The 18,189-nt window shown below is 69.8% G+C and carries 17 protein-coding genes; 3 read left to right on the top strand and 14 right to left on the bottom strand.

The genetic code is table 11. The features are described 5' to 3' along the window. Nucleotides 1-13 precede the first annotated feature (13 nt). The 5 genes from N4G66_RS16200 to N4G66_RS16180 form a co-directional block, all read right to left on the bottom strand. Complete coding sequence (locus N4G66_RS16200; RefSeq protein WP_261704812.1) at nucleotides 14-1,717, bottom strand: bifunctional uroporphyrinogen-III C-methyltransferase/uroporphyrinogen-III synthase; 1,704 nt, start codon at nucleotides 1,715-1,717, stop codon at nucleotides 14-16. Further along, on the bottom strand, nucleotides 1,714-2,673 hold the full coding sequence (gene hemC / locus N4G66_RS16195; protein WP_261704811.1) for a hydroxymethylbilane synthase: 960 nt from the start codon (nucleotides 2,671-2,673) through the stop codon (nucleotides 1,714-1,716). The genes N4G66_RS16200 and hemC overlap by 4 nt, the downstream gene beginning before the upstream one ends. Next, nucleotides 2,670-4,385, bottom strand: a complete 1,716-nt coding sequence (locus N4G66_RS16190) for a glutamyl-tRNA reductase (RefSeq protein WP_261704810.1) — start codon at nucleotides 4,383-4,385, stop codon at nucleotides 2,670-2,672. The genes hemC and N4G66_RS16190 overlap by 4 nt, the downstream gene beginning before the upstream one ends. Next, nucleotides 4,382-5,140 (bottom strand): redox-sensing transcriptional repressor Rex, encoded by a 759-nt coding sequence (locus N4G66_RS16185; RefSeq protein ID WP_261704809.1) that lies wholly within the window; start codon nucleotides 5,138-5,140, stop codon nucleotides 4,382-4,384. Before N4G66_RS16185 ends, N4G66_RS16190 begins: the two co-directional genes overlap by 4 nt. Before the next feature lie 342 nt (nucleotides 5,141-5,482). Then, nucleotides 5,483-5,782 carry a glutaredoxin family protein gene (locus N4G66_RS16180; protein ID WP_261704808.1) on the bottom strand — a complete coding sequence of 100 codons (300 nt, stop codon included), beginning with the start codon at nucleotides 5,780-5,782 and terminating at the stop codon, nucleotides 5,483-5,485. 185 nt (nucleotides 5,783-5,967) lie between these two features. Here N4G66_RS16180 and N4G66_RS16175 point away from each other — a divergent pair, with 185 nt between their 5' ends. The 3 genes from N4G66_RS16175 (at nucleotide 5,968) to N4G66_RS16165 (ending at nucleotide 9,772) form a co-directional block, all read left to right on the top strand. Beyond that, nucleotides 5,968-6,900: an HAD family hydrolase gene (locus N4G66_RS16175; protein ID WP_261704807.1), complete on the top strand. Its 933-nt coding sequence runs from the start codon at nucleotides 5,968-5,970 to the stop codon at nucleotides 6,898-6,900. Nucleotides 6,901-7,521: 621 nt separating this feature from the next. After that, the gene (locus tag N4G66_RS16170; RefSeq protein WP_037627370.1) at nucleotides 7,522-8,292 is read left to right on the top strand and encodes an ECF subfamily RNA polymerase sigma factor, BldN family; all 771 of its coding nucleotides are present in this window, start codon (nucleotides 7,522-7,524) and stop codon (nucleotides 8,290-8,292) included. A 253-nt stretch (nucleotides 8,293-8,545) separates the two neighbouring features. After that, nucleotides 8,546-9,772 carry a DUF5667 domain-containing protein gene (locus tag N4G66_RS16165; protein ID WP_261704806.1) on the top strand — a complete coding sequence of 409 codons (1,227 nt, stop codon included), beginning with the start codon at nucleotides 8,546-8,548 and terminating at the stop codon, nucleotides 9,770-9,772. A 103-nt stretch (nucleotides 9,773-9,875) separates the two neighbouring features. Here the strand turns inward: N4G66_RS16165 and N4G66_RS16160 are convergent, their stop codons facing one another. The 9 genes from N4G66_RS16160 to N4G66_RS16120 form a co-directional block, all read right to left on the bottom strand. Next, entirely contained in the window at nucleotides 9,876-10,928 is a 1,053-nt protein-coding gene (locus tag N4G66_RS16160; RefSeq protein ID WP_261704805.1) for a lysophospholipid acyltransferase family protein, read from the bottom strand. Between the two features lie 14 nt (nucleotides 10,929-10,942). After that, entirely contained in the window at nucleotides 10,943-12,004 is a 1,062-nt protein-coding gene (locus N4G66_RS16155; RefSeq protein WP_261704804.1) for an NAD-dependent epimerase/dehydratase family protein, read from the bottom strand. Between the two features lie 434 nt (nucleotides 12,005-12,438). Further along, a complete protein-coding gene (locus tag N4G66_RS16150; RefSeq protein WP_003948845.1) occupies nucleotides 12,439-12,537 on the bottom strand; it encodes a 30S ribosomal protein bS22 in 99 nt (32 codons plus the stop codon). Nucleotides 12,538-12,679: 142 nt separating this feature from the next. Further along, nucleotides 12,680-12,889 (bottom strand): helix-turn-helix domain-containing protein, encoded by a 210-nt coding sequence (locus N4G66_RS16145; protein ID WP_093781815.1) that lies wholly within the window; start codon nucleotides 12,887-12,889, stop codon nucleotides 12,680-12,682. Nucleotides 12,890-13,018: 129 nt separating this feature from the next. Then, on the bottom strand, nucleotides 13,019-13,834 hold the full coding sequence (locus N4G66_RS16140) for a phosphatase (RefSeq protein ID WP_261704803.1): 816 nt from the start codon (nucleotides 13,832-13,834) through the stop codon (nucleotides 13,019-13,021). A 322-nt stretch (nucleotides 13,835-14,156) separates the two neighbouring features. Further along, a complete protein-coding gene (locus N4G66_RS16135) occupies nucleotides 14,157-15,329 on the bottom strand; it encodes an acetoin utilization protein AcuC (protein WP_261704802.1) in 1,173 nt (390 codons plus the stop codon). Beyond that, nucleotides 15,280-16,512: an MFS transporter gene (locus N4G66_RS16130; protein ID WP_261704801.1), complete on the bottom strand. Its 1,233-nt coding sequence runs from the start codon at nucleotides 16,510-16,512 to the stop codon at nucleotides 15,280-15,282. The genes N4G66_RS16135 and N4G66_RS16130 overlap by 50 nt, the downstream gene beginning before the upstream one ends. A 129-nt stretch (nucleotides 16,513-16,641) precedes the next feature. Continuing rightward, entirely contained in the window at nucleotides 16,642-17,385 is a 744-nt protein-coding gene (locus tag N4G66_RS16125; protein ID WP_261704800.1) for a VC0807 family protein, read from the bottom strand. A gap of 134 nt (nucleotides 17,386-17,519) precedes the next feature. Continuing rightward, a complete protein-coding gene (locus tag N4G66_RS16120; RefSeq protein ID WP_261704799.1) occupies nucleotides 17,520-18,164 on the bottom strand; it encodes an HAD family hydrolase in 645 nt (214 codons plus the stop codon). Nucleotides 18,165-18,189: the final 25 nt, after the last annotated feature.

Genomic DNA, 18,189 nt, shown 5'->3' with positions numbered 1-18,189 from the left:
GCCCCCACCGGCGTCAGGTGGTCCGACGCCTCCGCGAGCCGGGACGGCGCTCGCTCGGCCGGGTGACCGGGTCACCGGCGTCCAGCGCGGCGGCACGGCGGCGCAGGCCGAAGTCCGCCAGCGCCTCCGCCAGCTTGTGCACGGAGGGCTCCGGAGCCATCACGTCGACCCGCAGCCCGTGCTCCTCGGCCGTCTTGGCCGTCGCGGGACCGATACAGGCGATCACCGTCACGTTGTGCGGCTTGCCGGCGATGCCCACCAGGTTCCGCACGGTCGACGACGAGGTGAAGAGCACCGCGTCGAAGCCGCCGCCCTTGATCGCCTCGCGGGTGTCCGCCGGCGGCGGCGACGCGCGCACGGTGCGGTACGCCGTGACGTCGTCGACCTCCCAGCCCAGCTCGATGAGCCCGGCGACGAGGGTCTCCGTGGCGATGTCGGCCCGGGGCAGGAAGACACGGTCGATCGGGTCGAAGACCGGGTCGTAGGGCGGCCAGTCCTCCAGCAGGCCCGCGGCCGACTGCTCGCCGCTCGGCACCAGGTCCGGCTTCACGCCGAAGGCGATGAGCGCCTTCGCGGTCGACTCGCCGACCGCCGCGACCTTGATGCCCGCGAAGGCACGGGCGTCGAGCCCGTACTCCTCGAACTTCTCCCGCACGGCCTTGACCGCGTTCACCGAGGTGAAGGCGATCCACTCGTAGCGGCCCGTCACCAGGCCCTTGACCGCGCGCTCCATCTGCTGGGGCGTGCGCGGAGGTTCGACGGCGATCGTCGGCACCTCGTACGGCACGGCCCCGTACGACCGAAGCTGGTCGGAGAGCGACGCCGCCTGCTCCTTCGTGCGCGGCACGAGCACCTTCCAGCCGAACAGCGGCTTGGACTCGAACCACGACAACTGGTCGCGCTGGGCAGCGGAGGAACGCTCACCGACCACGGCTATCACCGGGCGGCCACCGTCCGGGGACGGCAGCACCTTCGCCTGCTTCAGCGTCTGGGCGATCGTGCCGAGGGTGGCCGACCAGGTGCGCTGACGAGTCGTCGTACCGGCGATCGTCACGGACATCGGGGTGTCGGGCTTGCGGCCGGAGGCCACCAGTTCACCCGCGGCCGCGGCCACCGAGTCGAGCGTCGCCGACACCACGACGGTGCCGTCGGAGGCGCCGACCTCGGTCCAGCAGCGGTTCGAGGCGGTCCGCGCGTCGACGAACCGTACGTCCGCGCCCTGCGCGTCCCGCAGCGGCACACCCGCGTAGGCGGGCACACCGACGGCGGCCGCGATGCCGGGCACGACCTCGAACGGAACGCCCGCGCGGGCGCAGGCCAGCATCTCCTCGGCGGCGTAGGTGTCGAGCCCGGGGTCACCGGACACCGCACGTACGACCCGCTTGCCGCCCCGCGCGGCCGTCATGACAAGATTGGCAGCGTCCCTCGACGCGGGGTCACCAACGGTCGTTGACGCGCTGTCAACAACCGTCAGCTGAGGCGTGCCTGTGCCCTGGTACGGAACCGGCGAAGTGTCCGGATCCGTGTTCAGAACGGCGACGCCTTGTCTGGCGTGAACGCGCACCACGTCGAGCACCTCGTGCTCGGCGACGAGGACGTCCGCGTTCGCCAGCGCCTCTACGGCGCGCAGTGTCAGCAGCCCTGGATCTCCGGGTCCGGCACCCAGGAAGGTGACGTGCCCGTGGACCGGACCGGTGGGAAATTTGGTGGGGCTCACAGTGCTCGCTCCCCCATCAGACCGGCCGCGCCCTTGGCAAGCATCTCGGCAGCGAGTTCACGGCCGAGCGACATCGCTTGGTCATGTGTCTCGGGCACGGGACCGGTGGTGGACAGCTGCACCAGCGTCGAGCCGTCGGTCATGCCGACGACGCCGCGCAGGCGCATCTCCTTGACAATCTGCCCATCGTCCAGCAGGTCGGCGAACGCACCCACAGGTGCGCTGCAGCCGGCCTCCAGGGCGGCAAGCAGGGATCGCTCGGCGGTCACGGCGGCCCGGGTGAACGGGTCGTCGAGCTCTCCGAGCGCGGCGACGAGGTCCGCGTTGTCCGCGGCACACTCGATCGCCAGTGCCCCCTGGCCGGGGGCGGGCAAAACGGTGTCGACCGACAGGAAGTCGGTGACCTCGTCGATACGGCCGATCCGGTTGAGTCCGGCGGCGGCGAGCACGACGGCGTCGAGCTCCCCGGCGTGGACGTACCCGATGCGGGTGTCGATGTTCCCTCGGATGGCGACCGTCTCGATCGTCATGCCGTGGTTGCGCGCGTACGCGTTCAACTGGGCCATACGGCGCGGCGAGCCGGTACCGACGCGGGCGCCGTCCGGCAGCTCCTCGAAGGTCAGCCCGTCGCGGGCGACGAGAACGTCGCGCGCATCCTCGCGCACCGGCACGGCGGCCAGCGCGAGGTTCTCGGGCTGCGCGGTCGGCAGATCCTTGAGGGAGTGCACGGCGAAGTCGACCTCCCCGCGCACCAGTGCCTCCCGCAGCGCGGTCACGAAGACGCCCGTGCCGCCGATCTGCGCGAGGTTCTCGCGGGAAACGTCGCCGTACGTCGTGATCTCAACGAGCTCGACGGGCCGTCCGGTCACCTTGCTCACGGCATCCGCCACCTGCCCGGACTGGGCCATGGCGAGTTTGCTGCGCCTGGTCCCGAGCCTCAAAGCCTGCTCACTCATGCTCGCCCTCGGTTCTTGGCGTTCTCGGTGTTGTTCTCGGCCCGCGAGACGGCGGCGACCGTCTCCGGGTCCAGGTCGAACAGGGTCCGCAGCGCGTCCGCGTACCCGGCACCGCCGGGCTCGGCGGCGAGTTGCTTGACCCGTACGGTCGGCGCGTGCAGCAGCTTGTCGACGACGCGCCGCACGGTCTGGGTGATCTCGCCGCGCTGCTTGTCGTCGAGGTCCGGCAGCCGTCCGTCCAGCCGGGCGATCTCGTTCGCGACGACGTCGGCGGCCATGGCGCGCAGCGCCACGACGGTGGGGGTGATGTGCGCGGCCCGCTGGGCGGCGCCGAACGCGGCCACCTCGTCGGAGACGATCCGGCGGACCTGGTCCACGTCGGCGGCCATCGGCGCGTCCGCGGAGGCCTCGGCCAGCGACTCCAGGTCGACGAACCGTACACCGAGCAGCCGGTGCACGGCCGCGTCGATGTCACGGGGCATCGCGAGGTCGAGCAGCGCGAGCACCGGCGCGGGGCGGGGGGCCTCCACGACGGGTTCGGGCCTGCGGCGCTCGGGAATGCGGCCGACCGTGGCGACGGTGGCGGCCAGCGCGGTGATGAGGTCGGCGTCGGCGTCGGCCTCCTGGTCGGGCGTACGACGGCTGTCGCGGCGCTCGACGGTTCCGGTGCCCTTGTCCACCCAGGCCGCATGCTGCTCCAGGGTGGCGGCGTTCATGCCGGCGACGGCCGCCTCACCCATGACGGAGAAGCCGGTGGCGCCCTGCACGGCGGACAGGTCCAGCGGGCAGGCGTCCTCGGTGCCGGCACCGGCGGACGCGAGGTGACCGGCCGGGCCGGCCGACGTCTCACGCAGGGCCGCGGGTGTTCCCGTACGGCCTTCGACGGCGGCCGCGACGGTCTCGGCCGTCAGGACGATTCCGGTCGCTCCGGTGCAGGAGACGGCGATGTCGGCACGTGTCAGTTCGACCGGTACCGAGCCCATCGGTACCGCGCGGGCCAGCACGTCCGTGTCGTCGCCGCCGTTGAGGATCTCGGCGAGGCGTTCGGCGCGGTCGGGGGTGCGGTTGGCGATCACGATCTCGCCGACGCCGACACGCGCGAGCGTCGCGGCGGCCAGCGAGGACATCGAGCCCGCGCCGATGACGAGGGCCTTCTTGCCCTTGGCCCAGGCCTCGACGGGCCGCCCGGCGGACAGCTGCTCCAGGCCGAAGGTGACCAGGGACTGTCCGGCGCGGTCGATGCCGGTCTCGGAGTGGGCGCGCTTGCCGACCCGCAGCGCCTGCTGGAACAGGTCGTTGATGAGGCGGCCGGCGGTGTGCAGTTCCTGCGCGGTGGCGAGCGCGTCCTTGATCTGGCCGAGGATCTGGCCCTCGCCGACGACCATCGAGTCCAGGCCGCAGGCCACCGAGAAGAGGTGGTGGACGGCCCGGTCCTCGTAGTGCACGTACAGATGGGGAGTGAGCTCCTCCAGCCCGACGCCACTGTGCTGGGCGAGGAGCGTGGACAGCTCGGCGACGCCCGCGTGGAACTTGTCCACGTCGGCGTACAGCTCGATGCGGTTGCAGGTGGCGAGCACCGCACCCTCGGCGGCCGGCTCGGCGGCGAGGGTGTCCTGGAGCAGTTTGGCCTGCGCGTCCGGGGACAGCGCGGCCCGCTCGAGGACGCTGACCGGGGCGCTGCGGTGGCTCAGCCCGACGACGAGGAGACTCATGCCGGCATCACGGCGGGAACATCCCCGTCGGGCCCTTTGCCGTTGTTCTCCTGCGCGGCCGAGGCGGCGGCACCGGCCTGTGCCTCGGCCTCCTCGCCGGCCTTGCGCTGCTCGTGGAAGGCGAGGATCTGCAGCTCGATGGAGAGGTCGACCTTGCGCACGTCGACACCGTCCGGGACGGTCAGGACGGTCGGCGCGAAGTTCAGGATGGAGGTGACTCCGGCGGCCACCAGGCGGTCGCAGACCTGCTGGGCGGCTCCGGCCGGGGTGGCGATGACACCGATCGAGACACCGTTCTCGTCGATGATCTTTTCCAGCTCGTCCGTGTGCTGGACCGGGATCCCGGCGACGGGCTTCCCGGCCATCGCGGGATCGGCGTCGATGAGCGCCGCCACGCGGAATCCGCGGGAGGCGAACCCTCCGTAATTGGCCAGTGCCGCACCGAGGTTGCCGATACCGACGATCACTACCGGCCAGTCCTGGGTGAGCCCCAGTTCGCGGGAGATCTGGTACACGAGATACTCGACGTCGTACCCGACACCACGCGTCCCGTAGGAGCCGAGGTAGGAGAAGTCCTTGCGCAGCTTCGCGGAATTGACCCCCGCCGCGGCCGCGAGTTCCTCGGATGAGACCGTGGGTACCGAGCGCTCCGACAGTGCGGTGAGTGCTCGGAGGTACAGCGGAAGCCGGGCGACGGTGGCCTCGGGAATCCCTCGGCTGCGGGTCGCCGGTCGGTGAGTTCGGCCAGTTGCCACGGTGCTCCTGCGGGTAGAGCGGGGCTTTAGGCGGTCACACGTACCTAGACCGCCCCGTCGAATGCAGGCTATGTCTTTGTGAACGCGTGCACAAAGACGGTGTCCGATTTGCCCGGCCAACGTGACCGGGGTCACGCATGCCCGGCGCGCTCGTATGGAACCGGCGCGCGGGCGGCTTCTTTCCGCACTTGAAGGGGGCAAAACCGCACACTCTCCTCAACGAATCCCGCCCCCGAGACCAATCGCCGTCGATCCTAGGCGACTTTCCCGGCTGATTGGACTGCCCGGACAGGTCACAAGTCGGGACACATCACGGGCGCGACGGGCGTCCCCGCACGCGACTCACCGCGCGAGGGCTTTGCGAAGGCGTTCCTCGTTCACGCGCCAGAAGGTGTGCTGGGCGCCGTCCACCAGTACGACCGGGATCTGCTCCCAGTACCGGCGGTGCAGTTCCTCGTCCTCGGTGATGTCCTTCCCCTCCCAGGGGACCCCGAGATCGGCACACACCTTCTCGATCACCTCCTGTGCGTCATCACACAGATGACACCCGGGCTTCCTGATCAACGTGACCAGGCGCTCCTCGGGCGCCTTCCTCTCCGTACGGCGGTCGCTGCGCCGGAACATGGGGCTCATACGCGCCATTCTCCCGCCCCGGACCCGCCGGTGGGCGCGCTCCGCGCTTTACGCGGCAACAGGCCCTCGCGCGGGGCCGACGCGCCGTGGCGGCAGCGAATCGGACGGTCCTTTAACGGGACGGTCGCGGAGAGTTCACAGCGCCGAATCCTCTCGACTCCGGAAGCACCGAACAGACTGGCTATGCTCACGACATGGCCGCTCTCGGATGGCTCACTCCCCGTAGGCGCTCCGCCACCGCGCGGAGCGTGTTGGCAGGCGAGGCCTCGGCAGAGGCAGCGCGCAAGTCCTCGCAGGAACTGGAAGAACTGGCGCCTCCGGACGCCGCGGAGGAACCCGACTTCCCGGTGCTCGGCGACGACAAGGCCGCCGCCTTCTTCGATCTCGACAACACCGTGATGCAAGGTGCTGCCCTCTTCCACTTCGGACGGGGGCTGTACAAGCGGAAGTTCTTCGAAACCCGCGACCTCGCACGGTTCGCCTGGCAGCAGGCGTGGTTCAGGCTGGCCGGCGTCGAGGACCCGGAGCACATGCAGGAAGCGCGTGACTCCGCGCTGTCGATCGTGAAGGGTCACCGGGTCTCCGAGCTGATGTCGATCGGCGAGGAGATCTACGACGAGTACATGGCCGAGCGGATCTGGCCCGGGACCCGGGCGCTCGCCCAGGCGCACCTGGACGCCGGCCAGAAGGTGTGGCTCGTCACGGCGGCGCCGGTGGAGATCGCCACGGTGATCGCACGGCGGCTCGGCCTCACGGGCGCCCTGGGCACGGTCGCGGAATCGGTGGACGGGATCTACACCGGCAAGCTGGTCGGCGAACCCCTGCACGGTCCGGCGAAGGCGGAGGCCGTACGGGCGCTGGCGTCCGCGGAGGACCTGGACCTGTCCCGCTGCGCGGCGTACAGCGACTCGCACAACGACATCCCGATGCTCTCGCTGGTCGGGCACCCGTACGCGATCAACCCGGACTCGAAACTGCGCAGGCACGCGCGGGACTTCGACTGGCGACTGCGGGACTACCGCACGGCGCGCAAGGCCGCGAAGGTCGGGATTCCCGCCGCGGCCGGGGTGGGTGCGGTGGCCGGCGGCACGGCCGCGGCGATCGCGCTCCACCGTCGCCGTCGGTAGCTCGCCGCTGCCTCTGCCTCTGGCGTTCGCGGTTCCGGCCGGTGGGTGGGTCGGGGCCGTGCCGGTGCATCAGCCCGTCGCCGTTGGACGGAGATGTGACCGTCGGTGGCGACGGGCATCGATGTACCGGCACGGCCCCGACGGCGCGTTCCCGGCTGCGGGTACGTCCATCCAGAACGATCCAGCCCCGGCCGCGGAAGGTTTCAGCCCCTCCGGCGTTTGAGGAGCGGGGTCTGGGGCGGAGCCCCAGGTACGGGACGGGTAGGGGCGGAGGGGGCGAAAACCTGTCCGGACCTGGGGCGGGAGCGCTGCTCCGCGAGGCAATCACATTGTCCTACCCACGCCGTGGGCGACTCAGTCGCCCCCTCCGCAGGCGGGCACAACACGCTCTGCACTCAGACGGAACCTGAACCGATCCGATCAACAAGCGGTCACCGTGCGGCACTTGAACAGGCACCAATTCGCCCCAGAGGCGACGTAATCGATGATTTTAGCAACTGGGTGTAGCGCTGCCTGTACGAAGCGTTATTCTCCTCAAACGCAAACCGGTACCCCTCCGTCGCCACGACGGGTGAAAGGTCCCGCACTGCACGTGATGGAAGCTCTGCCTCTGGGAGTCCCGTGTACTCACACGTCGGGGTTGACGCCTCGGGCCTGGCTACGCTGCGCGCAACGGTCCTGGACCGTCTGCGCGGCTTCGTCCCCACCGCGTACGCCGTCCCCGCCTTCGCCCTCCCCGCGCCCGTCGGACCTTGCTACGCCCTGGCCGACGGCAACGCGGCGGTCGGCAGGCGGGGCCGCTCAGGCTCGGCCACCACCGCACGCCGTCCGGCCGCGGACAGTGACAGCGCCCGGATGATGGATCTCGTGGAGCGCGCCCAGGCCGGCGAGGCCGACGCCTTCGGACGGCTCTACGACCAGTACAGCGACACCGTGTACCGCTACATCTACTACCGGGTTGGAGGTAAGGCGACCGCCGAGGACCTCACCAGTGAGACCTTTCTGCGGGCGCTGCGACGGATCGGCACCTTCACCTGGCAGGGGCGCGACTTCGGCGCCTGGCTCGTGACCATCGCCCGGAACCTGGTGGCCGACCATTTCAAGTCCAGCCGCTTCCGGCTGGAAGTGACCACCGGCGAGATGCTCGACGCCAACGAGGTCGAGCGCTCCCCCGAGGACTCCGTGCTGGAGTCGCTTTCCAACGCCGCGCTCCTTGACGCCGTGCGACGGCTCAATCCTCAGCAGCAGGAGTGTGTGACGCTCCGCTTCCTCCAGGGGCTCTCGGTCGCCGAGACCGCCCGGGTGATGGGCAAGAACGAGGGCGCCATCAAGACCCTCCAGTACCGGGCCGTCCGCACCCTGGCCCGGCTCCTGCCCGACGACGTCCGCTGAACGCGCATCCGACCGCAGTGGTCCGCACGCTCAGCGACGCCCAACTCGCCTTCTGTAAAAGTCTGTTGACTTCGCGGTCCGATCATCCGTCGTCCGTAACCCAAGTGCCGTGACGCTCGTTGTGCGGGATACAGGCTCCCTGTGGTCACGCCTTGGCCATCACCGATCACCCGATCGTGTGGATACGGCCAGGGGGTGCAACCCTCAGGACCCCCTGGGGAGTCGACCGTCATGACGAGAGGAGGTGCCGCCAGTGATCGCGAACGTATCGGCACACCGGCGGGCGGACGCCTTCGCCCAGGCCCTGGAGGAGTTCGACCAGGGCACGGCGGCCGAGCAGCCCGATGGGTCGGCACCGTCCCGGGCTGCTGCGGAACAGACCGGACAAGGGCTGCTGTTGGCCCTCGCCACCGGTCTCGGCGAGCTGCCCAAACCGGAGCTGGACCCCGAGGTCAAGATCGTGCAGCGAGCCCAGCTCGTCGCCGCGATGGAGGCCATGCTGCTGGAAGGCACCGCCGCCGGAGGCGAGGGTTTGGACCGTGCTCTGCCAGAACAGCGGTCCCGGTCCAAGGGCACGCACCGGGCGACCGGACTGGGGAAGCTGCGGCCCCGGTCCCGGCTGTCCAAGGGTCTCGCCGCGGGCGGACTCACCATCGGTGTGGCCGCCGGCGCCTTCGGCGGTGTGGCCGCCGCGAGTTCCGACGCCCTGCCCGGCGACTCGCTCTACGGGCTCAAGCGCGGCATGGAGGACATCAAGCTCGATCTCGCCCACGGCGACAGCGACCGGGGCGAGCTCTACCTCGACCAGGCCTCGACCAGGCTGAGCGAGGCCCGCCGGCTGATGGAGCGGGGCCGCTCGGGACACCTCGACCACGAGTCCCTGGGCGAGGTCCGCCGCGCCCTTTCCGGCATGCAGCACGACGCCTCCGAGGGCCACCGGCTGCTGCACGAGGCGTACGAACGGGACGGCTCACTGGGCCCCATCCAGGCCCTGTCCGCCTTCTCCCGGTCGCACCGCGAGGCCTGGGGCGCACTGCGGGACCAGCTGCCCGTGCAGCTCGGCGACGTCAGTGACCAGGTCTCGTCGGTCTTCGAGGCCATAGACGAAGAGGTCGACCCGCTGCGCTCGCTGCTGCCCACGACGCCCGCCCCCGAGGGCACCGGCCGTCACCGTGGCAGGAGCGAGGAGTCCACCGGCTCGCCCGGTACGGACACTCCGTCGCCCAGCGCCACCAGTGGCTCCGCGAGCGGAAGCCACAGCAGCGGCAAGCCCAAGCCGTCCAGCTCGGGCAGCAGCGGCGAGGGCCTCCTCGGCGGCAACACCGGCGGCCTGCTCGACCCGCCGCTGGACGACACCAGCTCCTCCCCGTCGTCCGGCAGCAGCAAGGGCAGTGCGACGAGCGAACCCGACGTCACGCTGCCGCCCCTGCTGCCGGGCCTCCTGCCGGGCCTCGGCATCGACACGCAGGACAGCAACTAACAGGCCACCGCGGTACGTCGATGGGGGCGCCCTCCTCGGGAAGGGCGCCCCCATCGACGTACAGGCATATCAGGACATGATCAACAGAATCGTAACTGCATGATCAGAAAAACACGGACCTGCGCTGCACCAGCAGCTTGTACAGGGTGTGCTGGATCTGCTCCCTGACCTGGTCGGTCAGGTTGAACATCAGCATCGGGTCCTCGGCCGCCTCCGGCGGATAGCCGTCCGTGCGGATCGGCTCGCCGAACTGGATCGTCCACTTGGTGGGCAGCGGGATCGCACCGAGCGGGCCCAGCCAGGGGAAGGTCGGGGTGATCGGGAAGTACGGGAATCCGAGCAGCCGCGCGAGGGTCTTCGCGTTGCCGATCATCGGGTAGATCTCCTCCGCGCCGACGATCGAGCACGGAATGATCGGAGTGCCCGCGCGCAGCGCCGTCGAGACGAAGCCGCCCCGGCCGAACCGCTGGAGCTTGTAGCGCTCGCTGAACGGCTTGCCGATGCCCTTGAAGCCCTCCGGCATCACGCCGACCAGTTCGCCGCGCTCCAGCAGCCGTTCGGCGTCCTCGGCACAGGCCAGGGTGTGACCGGCCTTGCGGGCCAGCTCGTTGACGACCGGCAGCATGAAGACCAGGTCGGCGGCGAGGAGCCGCAGGTGACGGTTCTCGGGGTGGTTGTCGTGGACGGCGACCTGCATCATCAGGCCGTCCAGCGGAAGCGTGCCCGAGTGGTTGGCGACGATCAGGGCGCCACCCTCCGACGGGATGTTCTCGATGCCCTTCACCTCGACGCGGAAGTACTTCTCGTACATCGGCCGGATCAGCGACATCAGGACCTGGTCGGTCAGCTCCTGGTCGTACCCGAACTCGTCGATCTCGTAGTCGCCCGTGAGCCTGCGGCGCAGGAAGGCCAGGCCTCCCGCGATGCGCTGCTCCAGGCTCGCACCGCCCTGCTGGGGCTGTCGGGGCGGCTGTTCCTCATGTGTCACGGGAACATCATCCTGCGGGAGGATCCGTCCGGGCATGGGCTGCACCTCGCGTACCACCACGGGCTCACCCTTGCGCCGGCTCCCCCCGGCCCGGCGCCGCGGCGGGCGCTGCGCAGCAGCCCCGCGCGAGCGGTCGTCGTCGAACGGAATGACCTTGGCGTCCGCCATCGTTGATGCGCTCCTCAGTTGGCGCTCTGCGTCGGGGGGTGGCCGCCGCCCGGGAGAGACAGTGCGGCGATCCGGTCCACGACCCCCGCAACGGCCTCCGGGGGCAGAAGTCCGGGCCCCCTGCTGTGGGCGAAGTCCGCGAAGGTCTCCGCCGTCGTGTACTTCGGCTGGTAACCCAGGGTTTCGCGCATCTGGACCGTCGCGACCACCCTGCCGTGCGTGAGCAGCCGCAGCTGCTCCGGCGAGAAGTCCGTCACACCCAGGGTACGCACGGCCGTACCGGCCCAGCTGAGGGCCGGCAGCAGCAGCGGGACCGTGGGCCGCCCCAGCCGGCGCGCGCACTGGGAGAGCAGCAGGACGCCGTCCCCGGCGATGTTGAACGTGCCGCTGTTGAGCGTGCCCCGCTGCGGCTCGTGCGAGGCGAGCCGCAGCACCTCGATGACGTCGCCCTCGTGGACGAACTGGAGCCGGGGGTCGTAACCGAACACCGTGGGCAGCACCGGCAGCGAGAAGTACGAGGCGAGCGGCGAGTCCGCGCTCGGGCCGAGGATGTTGGCGAACCGCAGCACGCACACGGCGACATCGGGCCTGCGGCGCGCGAAGCCGCGCACGTAGCCCTCGACCTCCACCGTGTCCTTCGCGAAGCCGCCGCTGGGCAGCGACTTGGGCGAGGTGGTCTCGGTGAAGACGGCGGGGTCGCGCGGCGCCGAGCCGTAGACATTCGTACTGGACTTCACGACGAGCCGCTTGACCGTCGGGGACTTCTGGCAGGCACCGAGCAGCTGCATCGTGCCGATGACGTTGGTCTCCTTGACCGTGGTCCGGCTGCCGGAGCCCAGCGCCGTGCCCGTCACGTCCATGTGCACGACCGTGTCGACGGAGTACTCGGCGAGCACCCGCGCGATGGTGGGCTGCCGGATGTCGGCCTGCACGAAGTCGGCGCCGCCGATGTGATGCTCGGGCGGCACCGCGTCCACGGCGATCACCCGGTCCACTTGCGGGTCACGCTGGATCCGTCGTACGAACCGGCCCCCCAGCTGCCGGGCCACCCCGGTCACGAGCACGACCTTCCCCAAGATCAGCGCCTTCCTTCCAGAACTGGACGTAGCTCCGCTCGTACCTGCCGCGTTCCCCGTGTGCGGCCAACTTAGCGGGTCGATGTTGCGCTGTGATGACCGCCCGATGCACGAAGTGACGACAGCCGTGGACGTACGACCAGACCCAGCCATTCGGCCCACAGGCGTATGCGGCGCAGATGGCCGAACACGTTCGACATTCGAGCGGTTTTTCGGGGTACTGCTTCTCGGGTGCCGCCGCGGCCGAGTCCTTCTCGCCACCGCGGTGCCCTCGGCCGAGGCGTTCGTGACGGCCCCGGCAGACCCTCGGCCGGCTCCTCGGCTTCCCGAGCCGGCTCCTCGGCCGACCCTTCGAGTGGCCTTTTCGCGGCCGGATATGCCTGTGGCCTCCCACCTGCTGGTGAGAGGCCACAGTACGCGTTTCGCGGCGTCGCTTACTTCTTGTTGCGACGCTGAACGCGAGTGCGCTTGAGCAGCTTGCGGTGCTTCTTCTTCGCCATCCGCTTGCGCCGCTTCTTGATAACAGAGCCCACGACTACCCTCGCTCACTTCTCTTTACTCGGTGCTGGGCTGCATGGGCCCATACGACCTATGAGGGGCCAGCCTACCCGTCCGAGAGCCGAGGTCGTAATCGAGGTGTTTCCGGGAGATCGCGAACGGCCTCCCGGAACGCCGTCAGGCGGTCTCCACCCCCACATAGCTCTCACGGAGGTACTCGTGAACCGCTTGCTCCGGCACCCGGAAGGACCTCCCCACCCGGATCGCCGGCAGATGACCGCTGTGCACCAAGCGGTACACGGTCATCTTCGACACTCGCATCACCGAGGCGACTTCCGCCACGGTAAGGAACTGAACCTCGTTCAGAGGCCTCTCGCCTGCAGCCATGACACACCTGAACCTTCCGCACTCGACGGTCACCGGCTTCCCCTTCCGGTGACTCTTCGTCGTTGCGTGCTCACTCCCCAATGTAGGGGCGGGTGATGCGAGTGGGGAAGAGGGGATGCCATCGGCCGCCTACTGTGACAGACACGCTCGATTGAGTACATAGCGAGTAAGCGGTCGGTAGTAATCAGACCGCACAGCGTCATCAAGCGGAACGACGACGGACACCCGTCCCTCTGCCTCCCCGACGAACAGCGCGGGATCGTCCGTATCGGCGAGACCGATGGCCTCGAACCCCAGCTGACCTGCTCCGCAGACCCATCCGTGGTCTCCGATGACCAGCTCCGGGAGGGGCCCTCCGGACTCTGCGGCGGCCGCCAGAACGGTCCGAACCGGGAGTGGCGAATGGGTGTGTGCGCCGGTCGCACGACCGGCGGCTCCCGCCTCGGGTTCGCGCACCAGCGCGACACCTTGTACGTAGTCGAGGTTGTACGTGCGTAGACCGAACCGGGTCGTTATGTCGATAGAGCTACCCTGCGCGGGGGTGAGAACGGTACATCCAGCCGCCGACAGGGCGTCCGCGAGTGCGGCGTAGAAGGTGATCAGCCGGTGCGGATGACCCGTGCCGAGAAGCACAGGGTGACGATGACGAGCGGCTTCGCCGAGCCGTTCCGCGAAGGCGTCGAGAGCCGCCAGGGTCAGCTCCGGGTCGATCACATCATGCCCCGAAGTGTGCGAAGGGTCGGCCGAAACTCCGCATTTGTCGGCCATCAGCTCGATCAGATCCCGCTGGCACCATGTCCATTCGGGATCGAGTCCGAGCAGCAGCCGGGGGTCGCGGGCGGCGAAGAGCCGATAGCTGCGCAGGCTCTCCTCGCGCGAGGTGGCCACGGGCCCGGCCAGCCGGGCGGCCAGCAGATGTGCACGCAAAGCTCCGGTGCTCAACACGTCAGCGATGCTGACGCATCCGGCGGTACCGTATACGCAAAATGGGCAATATGCCCCACAGTTGGCCTAATGCTGGCCTAATGCTCCACTGTGACACCGGTGGCAGGACGACAACTGAGAGGCCCACCGGCATCGTCGGGAGCCATGGCAGCCCCGCAACGTGCGGGAGCCGAACGCCGGTCGGCCCGGCGCCGGTCATCGCCCGGTCCTTCGCCCAGGGGGACACGACCGAGACGCCGGGCGGGTGGTCCACTTCCGCCCCGGGGTCCAGGGCAGCAGTTCCTGCCGTGGGGTCTACGGCAGCAGTTCCCTCCACGGGGGTCTACGGCAGGAGCCCCCGCAGCGGGAACACGGCCCGGCGGGTCGCCAGGATCGCCTGGTCGAGGCGGTCCGCCGGGTCGTATCCCGACTCCCAGTCCTTCCAGGACACCGGCCACCGCCCGTCCGTCATCCGCCTCGGCGCAGACTGCCGTGTACGGGCGAAAGCCTCCTGCCGCCAGCTCTCCGGGATCATCGTCTCGGGCTCGATGGGACGACCCGCCGCCACCGCCACGAGATGCGTCCACGAACGCGGTACGACCTCCACCACCGCGTACCCGCCACCCCCCAGCGCGACCCAGCGCCCGTCGGCGTACGTGTGCGCCAGGTCGTGACAGGCGACCTGCACGGCCCGCTGCGCGTCGAGCGAGACGGCGAGGTGGGCGAGCGGATCCTCGAAGTGGGTGTCCGCGCCGTGCTGGGTGACCAGCACCTGCGGCCGGAAGTCGGCGATCAGCTCGGGCACCACGGAGTGGAAGGCCCGCAGCCAGCCCGCGTCCCCGGTGCCCGCCGGCAGCGCGACATTGACGGCCGTGCCCTCCGCGCTGCCCGCCCCGGTCTCCTCGGGCCACCCCGTCTGCGGGAACAGCGTCCGCGGATGCTCGTGCAGCGAGATCGTCAGGACCCGCGGGTCCTCCCAGAAGGCCGCCTGGACGCCGTCACCGTGGTGCACGTCGACATCGACGTACGCGACCCGCTCGGCGCCCAGCTCCAGCAGGCGGGCGATGGCCAGCGCGGCGTCGTTGTAGATGCAGAACCCGGAGGCACCGCCGGGCATCGCGTGGTGCAGCCCGCCCGCGAAGTTCACCGCGTGCAGCGCCTCCCCGCGCCAGACCGCCTCCGCGGCCCCCACGGACTGCCCGGCGATCAGCGCGGACACCTCGTGCATCCCGGCGAACGCGGGATCGTCCATGGTTCCGAGGCCGTACGACGGGTCCGCCGACTCCGGATCGGCGGACGCGGCCCTGACCGCGTCCACATAGTCCTCGCGGTGCACCAGCCGCAGCGTCGACGCCCCGGCGGGCTTCGCCGAGACGACGTCGACGTCCCGGTCGAGCCCGAAGGCGTCGACGAGCCCCCGGGTCAGGGCGAGCCGGACCGGATCCATCGGATGGTCCGGACCGAAGTCATACCCCGTTACTGCCTCGTCCCACATCAGCTGTGCGCGGCCGCTCATGCACGTCACCGTATCGGTCCGGTTCGGGAGCGAACGAGCGGGCGTACCCGAGGGTCGCCAGAACCAGCACCATCGGCACGAGCATCGCTCCGCGGTAGTTCCAGGCGTCACCCAGCGCGCCCACCAGCGGGGACCCGATCAGGAACCCGACGTAGTTGAAGATGTTCAGCCGCGCGATCGCCGTGTCCGACGCCCCCGGGAACAGCCGCCCGGCGGCCGCGAAGGTCTGCGGCACGATCACACACAGCCCGAGCCCCAGCAGCGTGAAGCCCAGCATGCCCACCCCGGCACCCGGCGCGAGAGCCACCACCCCGAAGCCGAGCGCGGCGACCACGGCACCCAGCCGCACCACCGCGACGGCCCCGAACCGCCGCACCCCGAAGTCCCCGACAGCCCGTCCCACCAGCGTCATCACCATGTAGACGTTGTACGGAACGGTCGCCGTCTGCTCCGAACTGCCCAGCACGTCCTTCAGATACTTCGCGCTCCAGTTGGAGACCGTCGAGTCCCCGATGTAGGCGAACGTCATCACCAGGCACAGCGGCAGCAGCAGCTTGAAGACGAGCGGACCGGCACCGGCACCGGCCGCCGCGTCCTCCTTGCCGTCCGTACCGTCCAGGGCCGCGCCGCCGTCGACGTACCACCGGCTGCCCAGCAGAGCGAGCGGAAGCAGCATCAGCACGACCGGCAGATACGACACGAAGAGCGACATGTGCCAGTGCGCCCCGGCCCACGCGAGCGAGGCGCCCACGATCCCGCCCAGGCTGTACGTGGCATGGAAACCGAGCATGATGCTGCGGCCGTACGACCGCTGGAGACTCACCCCGAGCATGTTCATCGAGGCGTCGAGACCGCCGACCGCCAGGCCGAAGGCGGCGAGGGCGACCGCCACCTCGACGAGCTGGTCACCGGCGCCGACACCGAGCAGGGCCAGCAGCACGACCGGCTGCGACCACCGCAGGATGCGACTGGGGCGTATCCGCTTGACCAGGTGCTCGGTGGTGACGCTGCCCAGCCCGGCGAGGACCGGGACGGCCGCCAGGAACGCCGGCAGCAGCGCGTCGGAGATCCCGTAGCGGTCCTGGATGGCCGGGATACGCGTCACGAGCAGCGCGAAGGCGGCACCCTGAGCGAAAAAGCTGAACGCCAAAGAGGCCCTACCGCGCCGCAGCACATCTGTCATGGCGGCGAGCGTAGGGCCCCGGCTTACCGGTGGGTAGATCAAGCCGAAGGTGAATTTTGCTCAGCTCTTAGGGGAGGGACTGTCGAGGCCTTCGCGGCGGGCCCGTCCGGGCCCTCGGCGCGGGGCTGTTCAGCTGTCCGTCCGGGCCCCGGCGGCGAGCTCCCGCTCCAGCATCTTCTCCATCGGGACGACGGCGAAGCGTCCGCTGAGCAGGAAGGCGAGGACCATCGAGGCGATCATGACGACCGTGCCGAGCCAGACCATGGTGTCGATCGGCAGCGTGTAGGCGCCGACGACCCGCGCGACGCACTCGCCGAGCAGGACCGTGCCCCACACGAGCGAGAACGTCCGCTCGGCCTTCCGGAACGGCTCGGAGCCGGCCGCCAGCCGGTCCCAGGCCGCGGCCCGCGCCGCGTCACCCTTCACGAGGAACGGCTTCATCCCCTGCGTCATCATCGGCCGCCCGAGCCTCACGGACACCAGGACACCGATGCCGATCGCGCTGCTGACCCCGCTGTCCTTCGCCAGCATCAGCCGCGGGTCACCGGCGACCAGACTGAGGGCGAGCCCGACCACGTTGACGAACAGGATCAGCCCGGCCAGGGCGTTGACCCTGCGCTCCTTCAGCACGCTCCACACGGTCCGCACGGCCGGTACGACACTGCTCCAGCCGAGCGCCGCCATGGTGCTCATCCCGAACCCGTTCTTGAGCAGGTAGTACGACCCGACGGGCACCGCCACGTCCACGATCAGCGGCAGGAAGCTCGGCCGGGGGCCGGCGGTCTCCGCCGGTGCGGCCGGGGCCGTCGTGGTGACCGCCTCGGCAGCGGTGGCGGTCCGTGCGGTGCTGATCTCGGTGGCGGTGATGCTCATGATCGGGTCCCTCCGTCGTCACTGTGTACGTCCCGTTTCGATGTACTCAGCTTCGCGGTCGGACCCCACCCGCCGACAGAAACGATCGTCCGGAGCTCGGCATGACAAATGTCAGCGTCCGCCGATGGGTGCCGTCATACCAGCAGGTCAGCCAACTGCCCCATGTCGGAGAAGAGTTGGGTGGCGTCGGCCAGCCTGTCGGCCGGTGTCATGGCCGTGAACCCGTACACGTCCATCCCTGCCGCGTTGGCCGCCCGCACGCCCAGCGGACTGTCCTCGACGACGGCACACTTCTCCGGTCGTACGCCCATGCGCTCGGCGGCGTGGAGAAAGAGATCGGGTGCCGGCTTGCCCCGCCCGACGTCCTGCGAGCTGAAGACGCGCCCGTCGTCGAACCACCGGTCGAGCCCCGTCGTTCGATGTCCGACCCGGATCCGCTCATGGCTCCCGGAGGAGGCCACACAGTAGGGCACGCCGTCCGCGGCCAGCTTCTCCAGTACCTGAGCGGCACCAGGAACGGGCTTCAGTTCCCGCTCGAAGGCGGCGAAGACCCGCGCGTGGAACACGTCGTCGAAGTCGTCCGGCAGCCGCTGACCGGTGCGTTCCAGAACCAGGTCGTGGATGCGGTGCATGGCGGAGCCCATGTAGTCACGCAAGGAGTCCTCGTACGAGGTGGGATGACCCAACTCGGTGAGATATGCGGCCAGAAGAGTGTTGGAGATCGGCTCGCTGTCCACGAGGACGCCGTCGTTGTCGAAAATGATCAGGTCATAGCGCATGACAAAGACCCTAAACGCAGAAAAC

It is taken from the genome of Streptomyces rhizosphaerihabitans, assembly GCF_025399795.1.
Taxonomy (GTDB): Bacteria; Actinomycetota; Actinomycetes; order Streptomycetales; family Streptomycetaceae; genus Streptomyces; species Streptomyces rhizosphaerihabitans.
The sequence above is the reverse complement of the archived record's forward strand: the minus strand, read 5'-3'. Positions and strand labels throughout refer to the sequence as shown.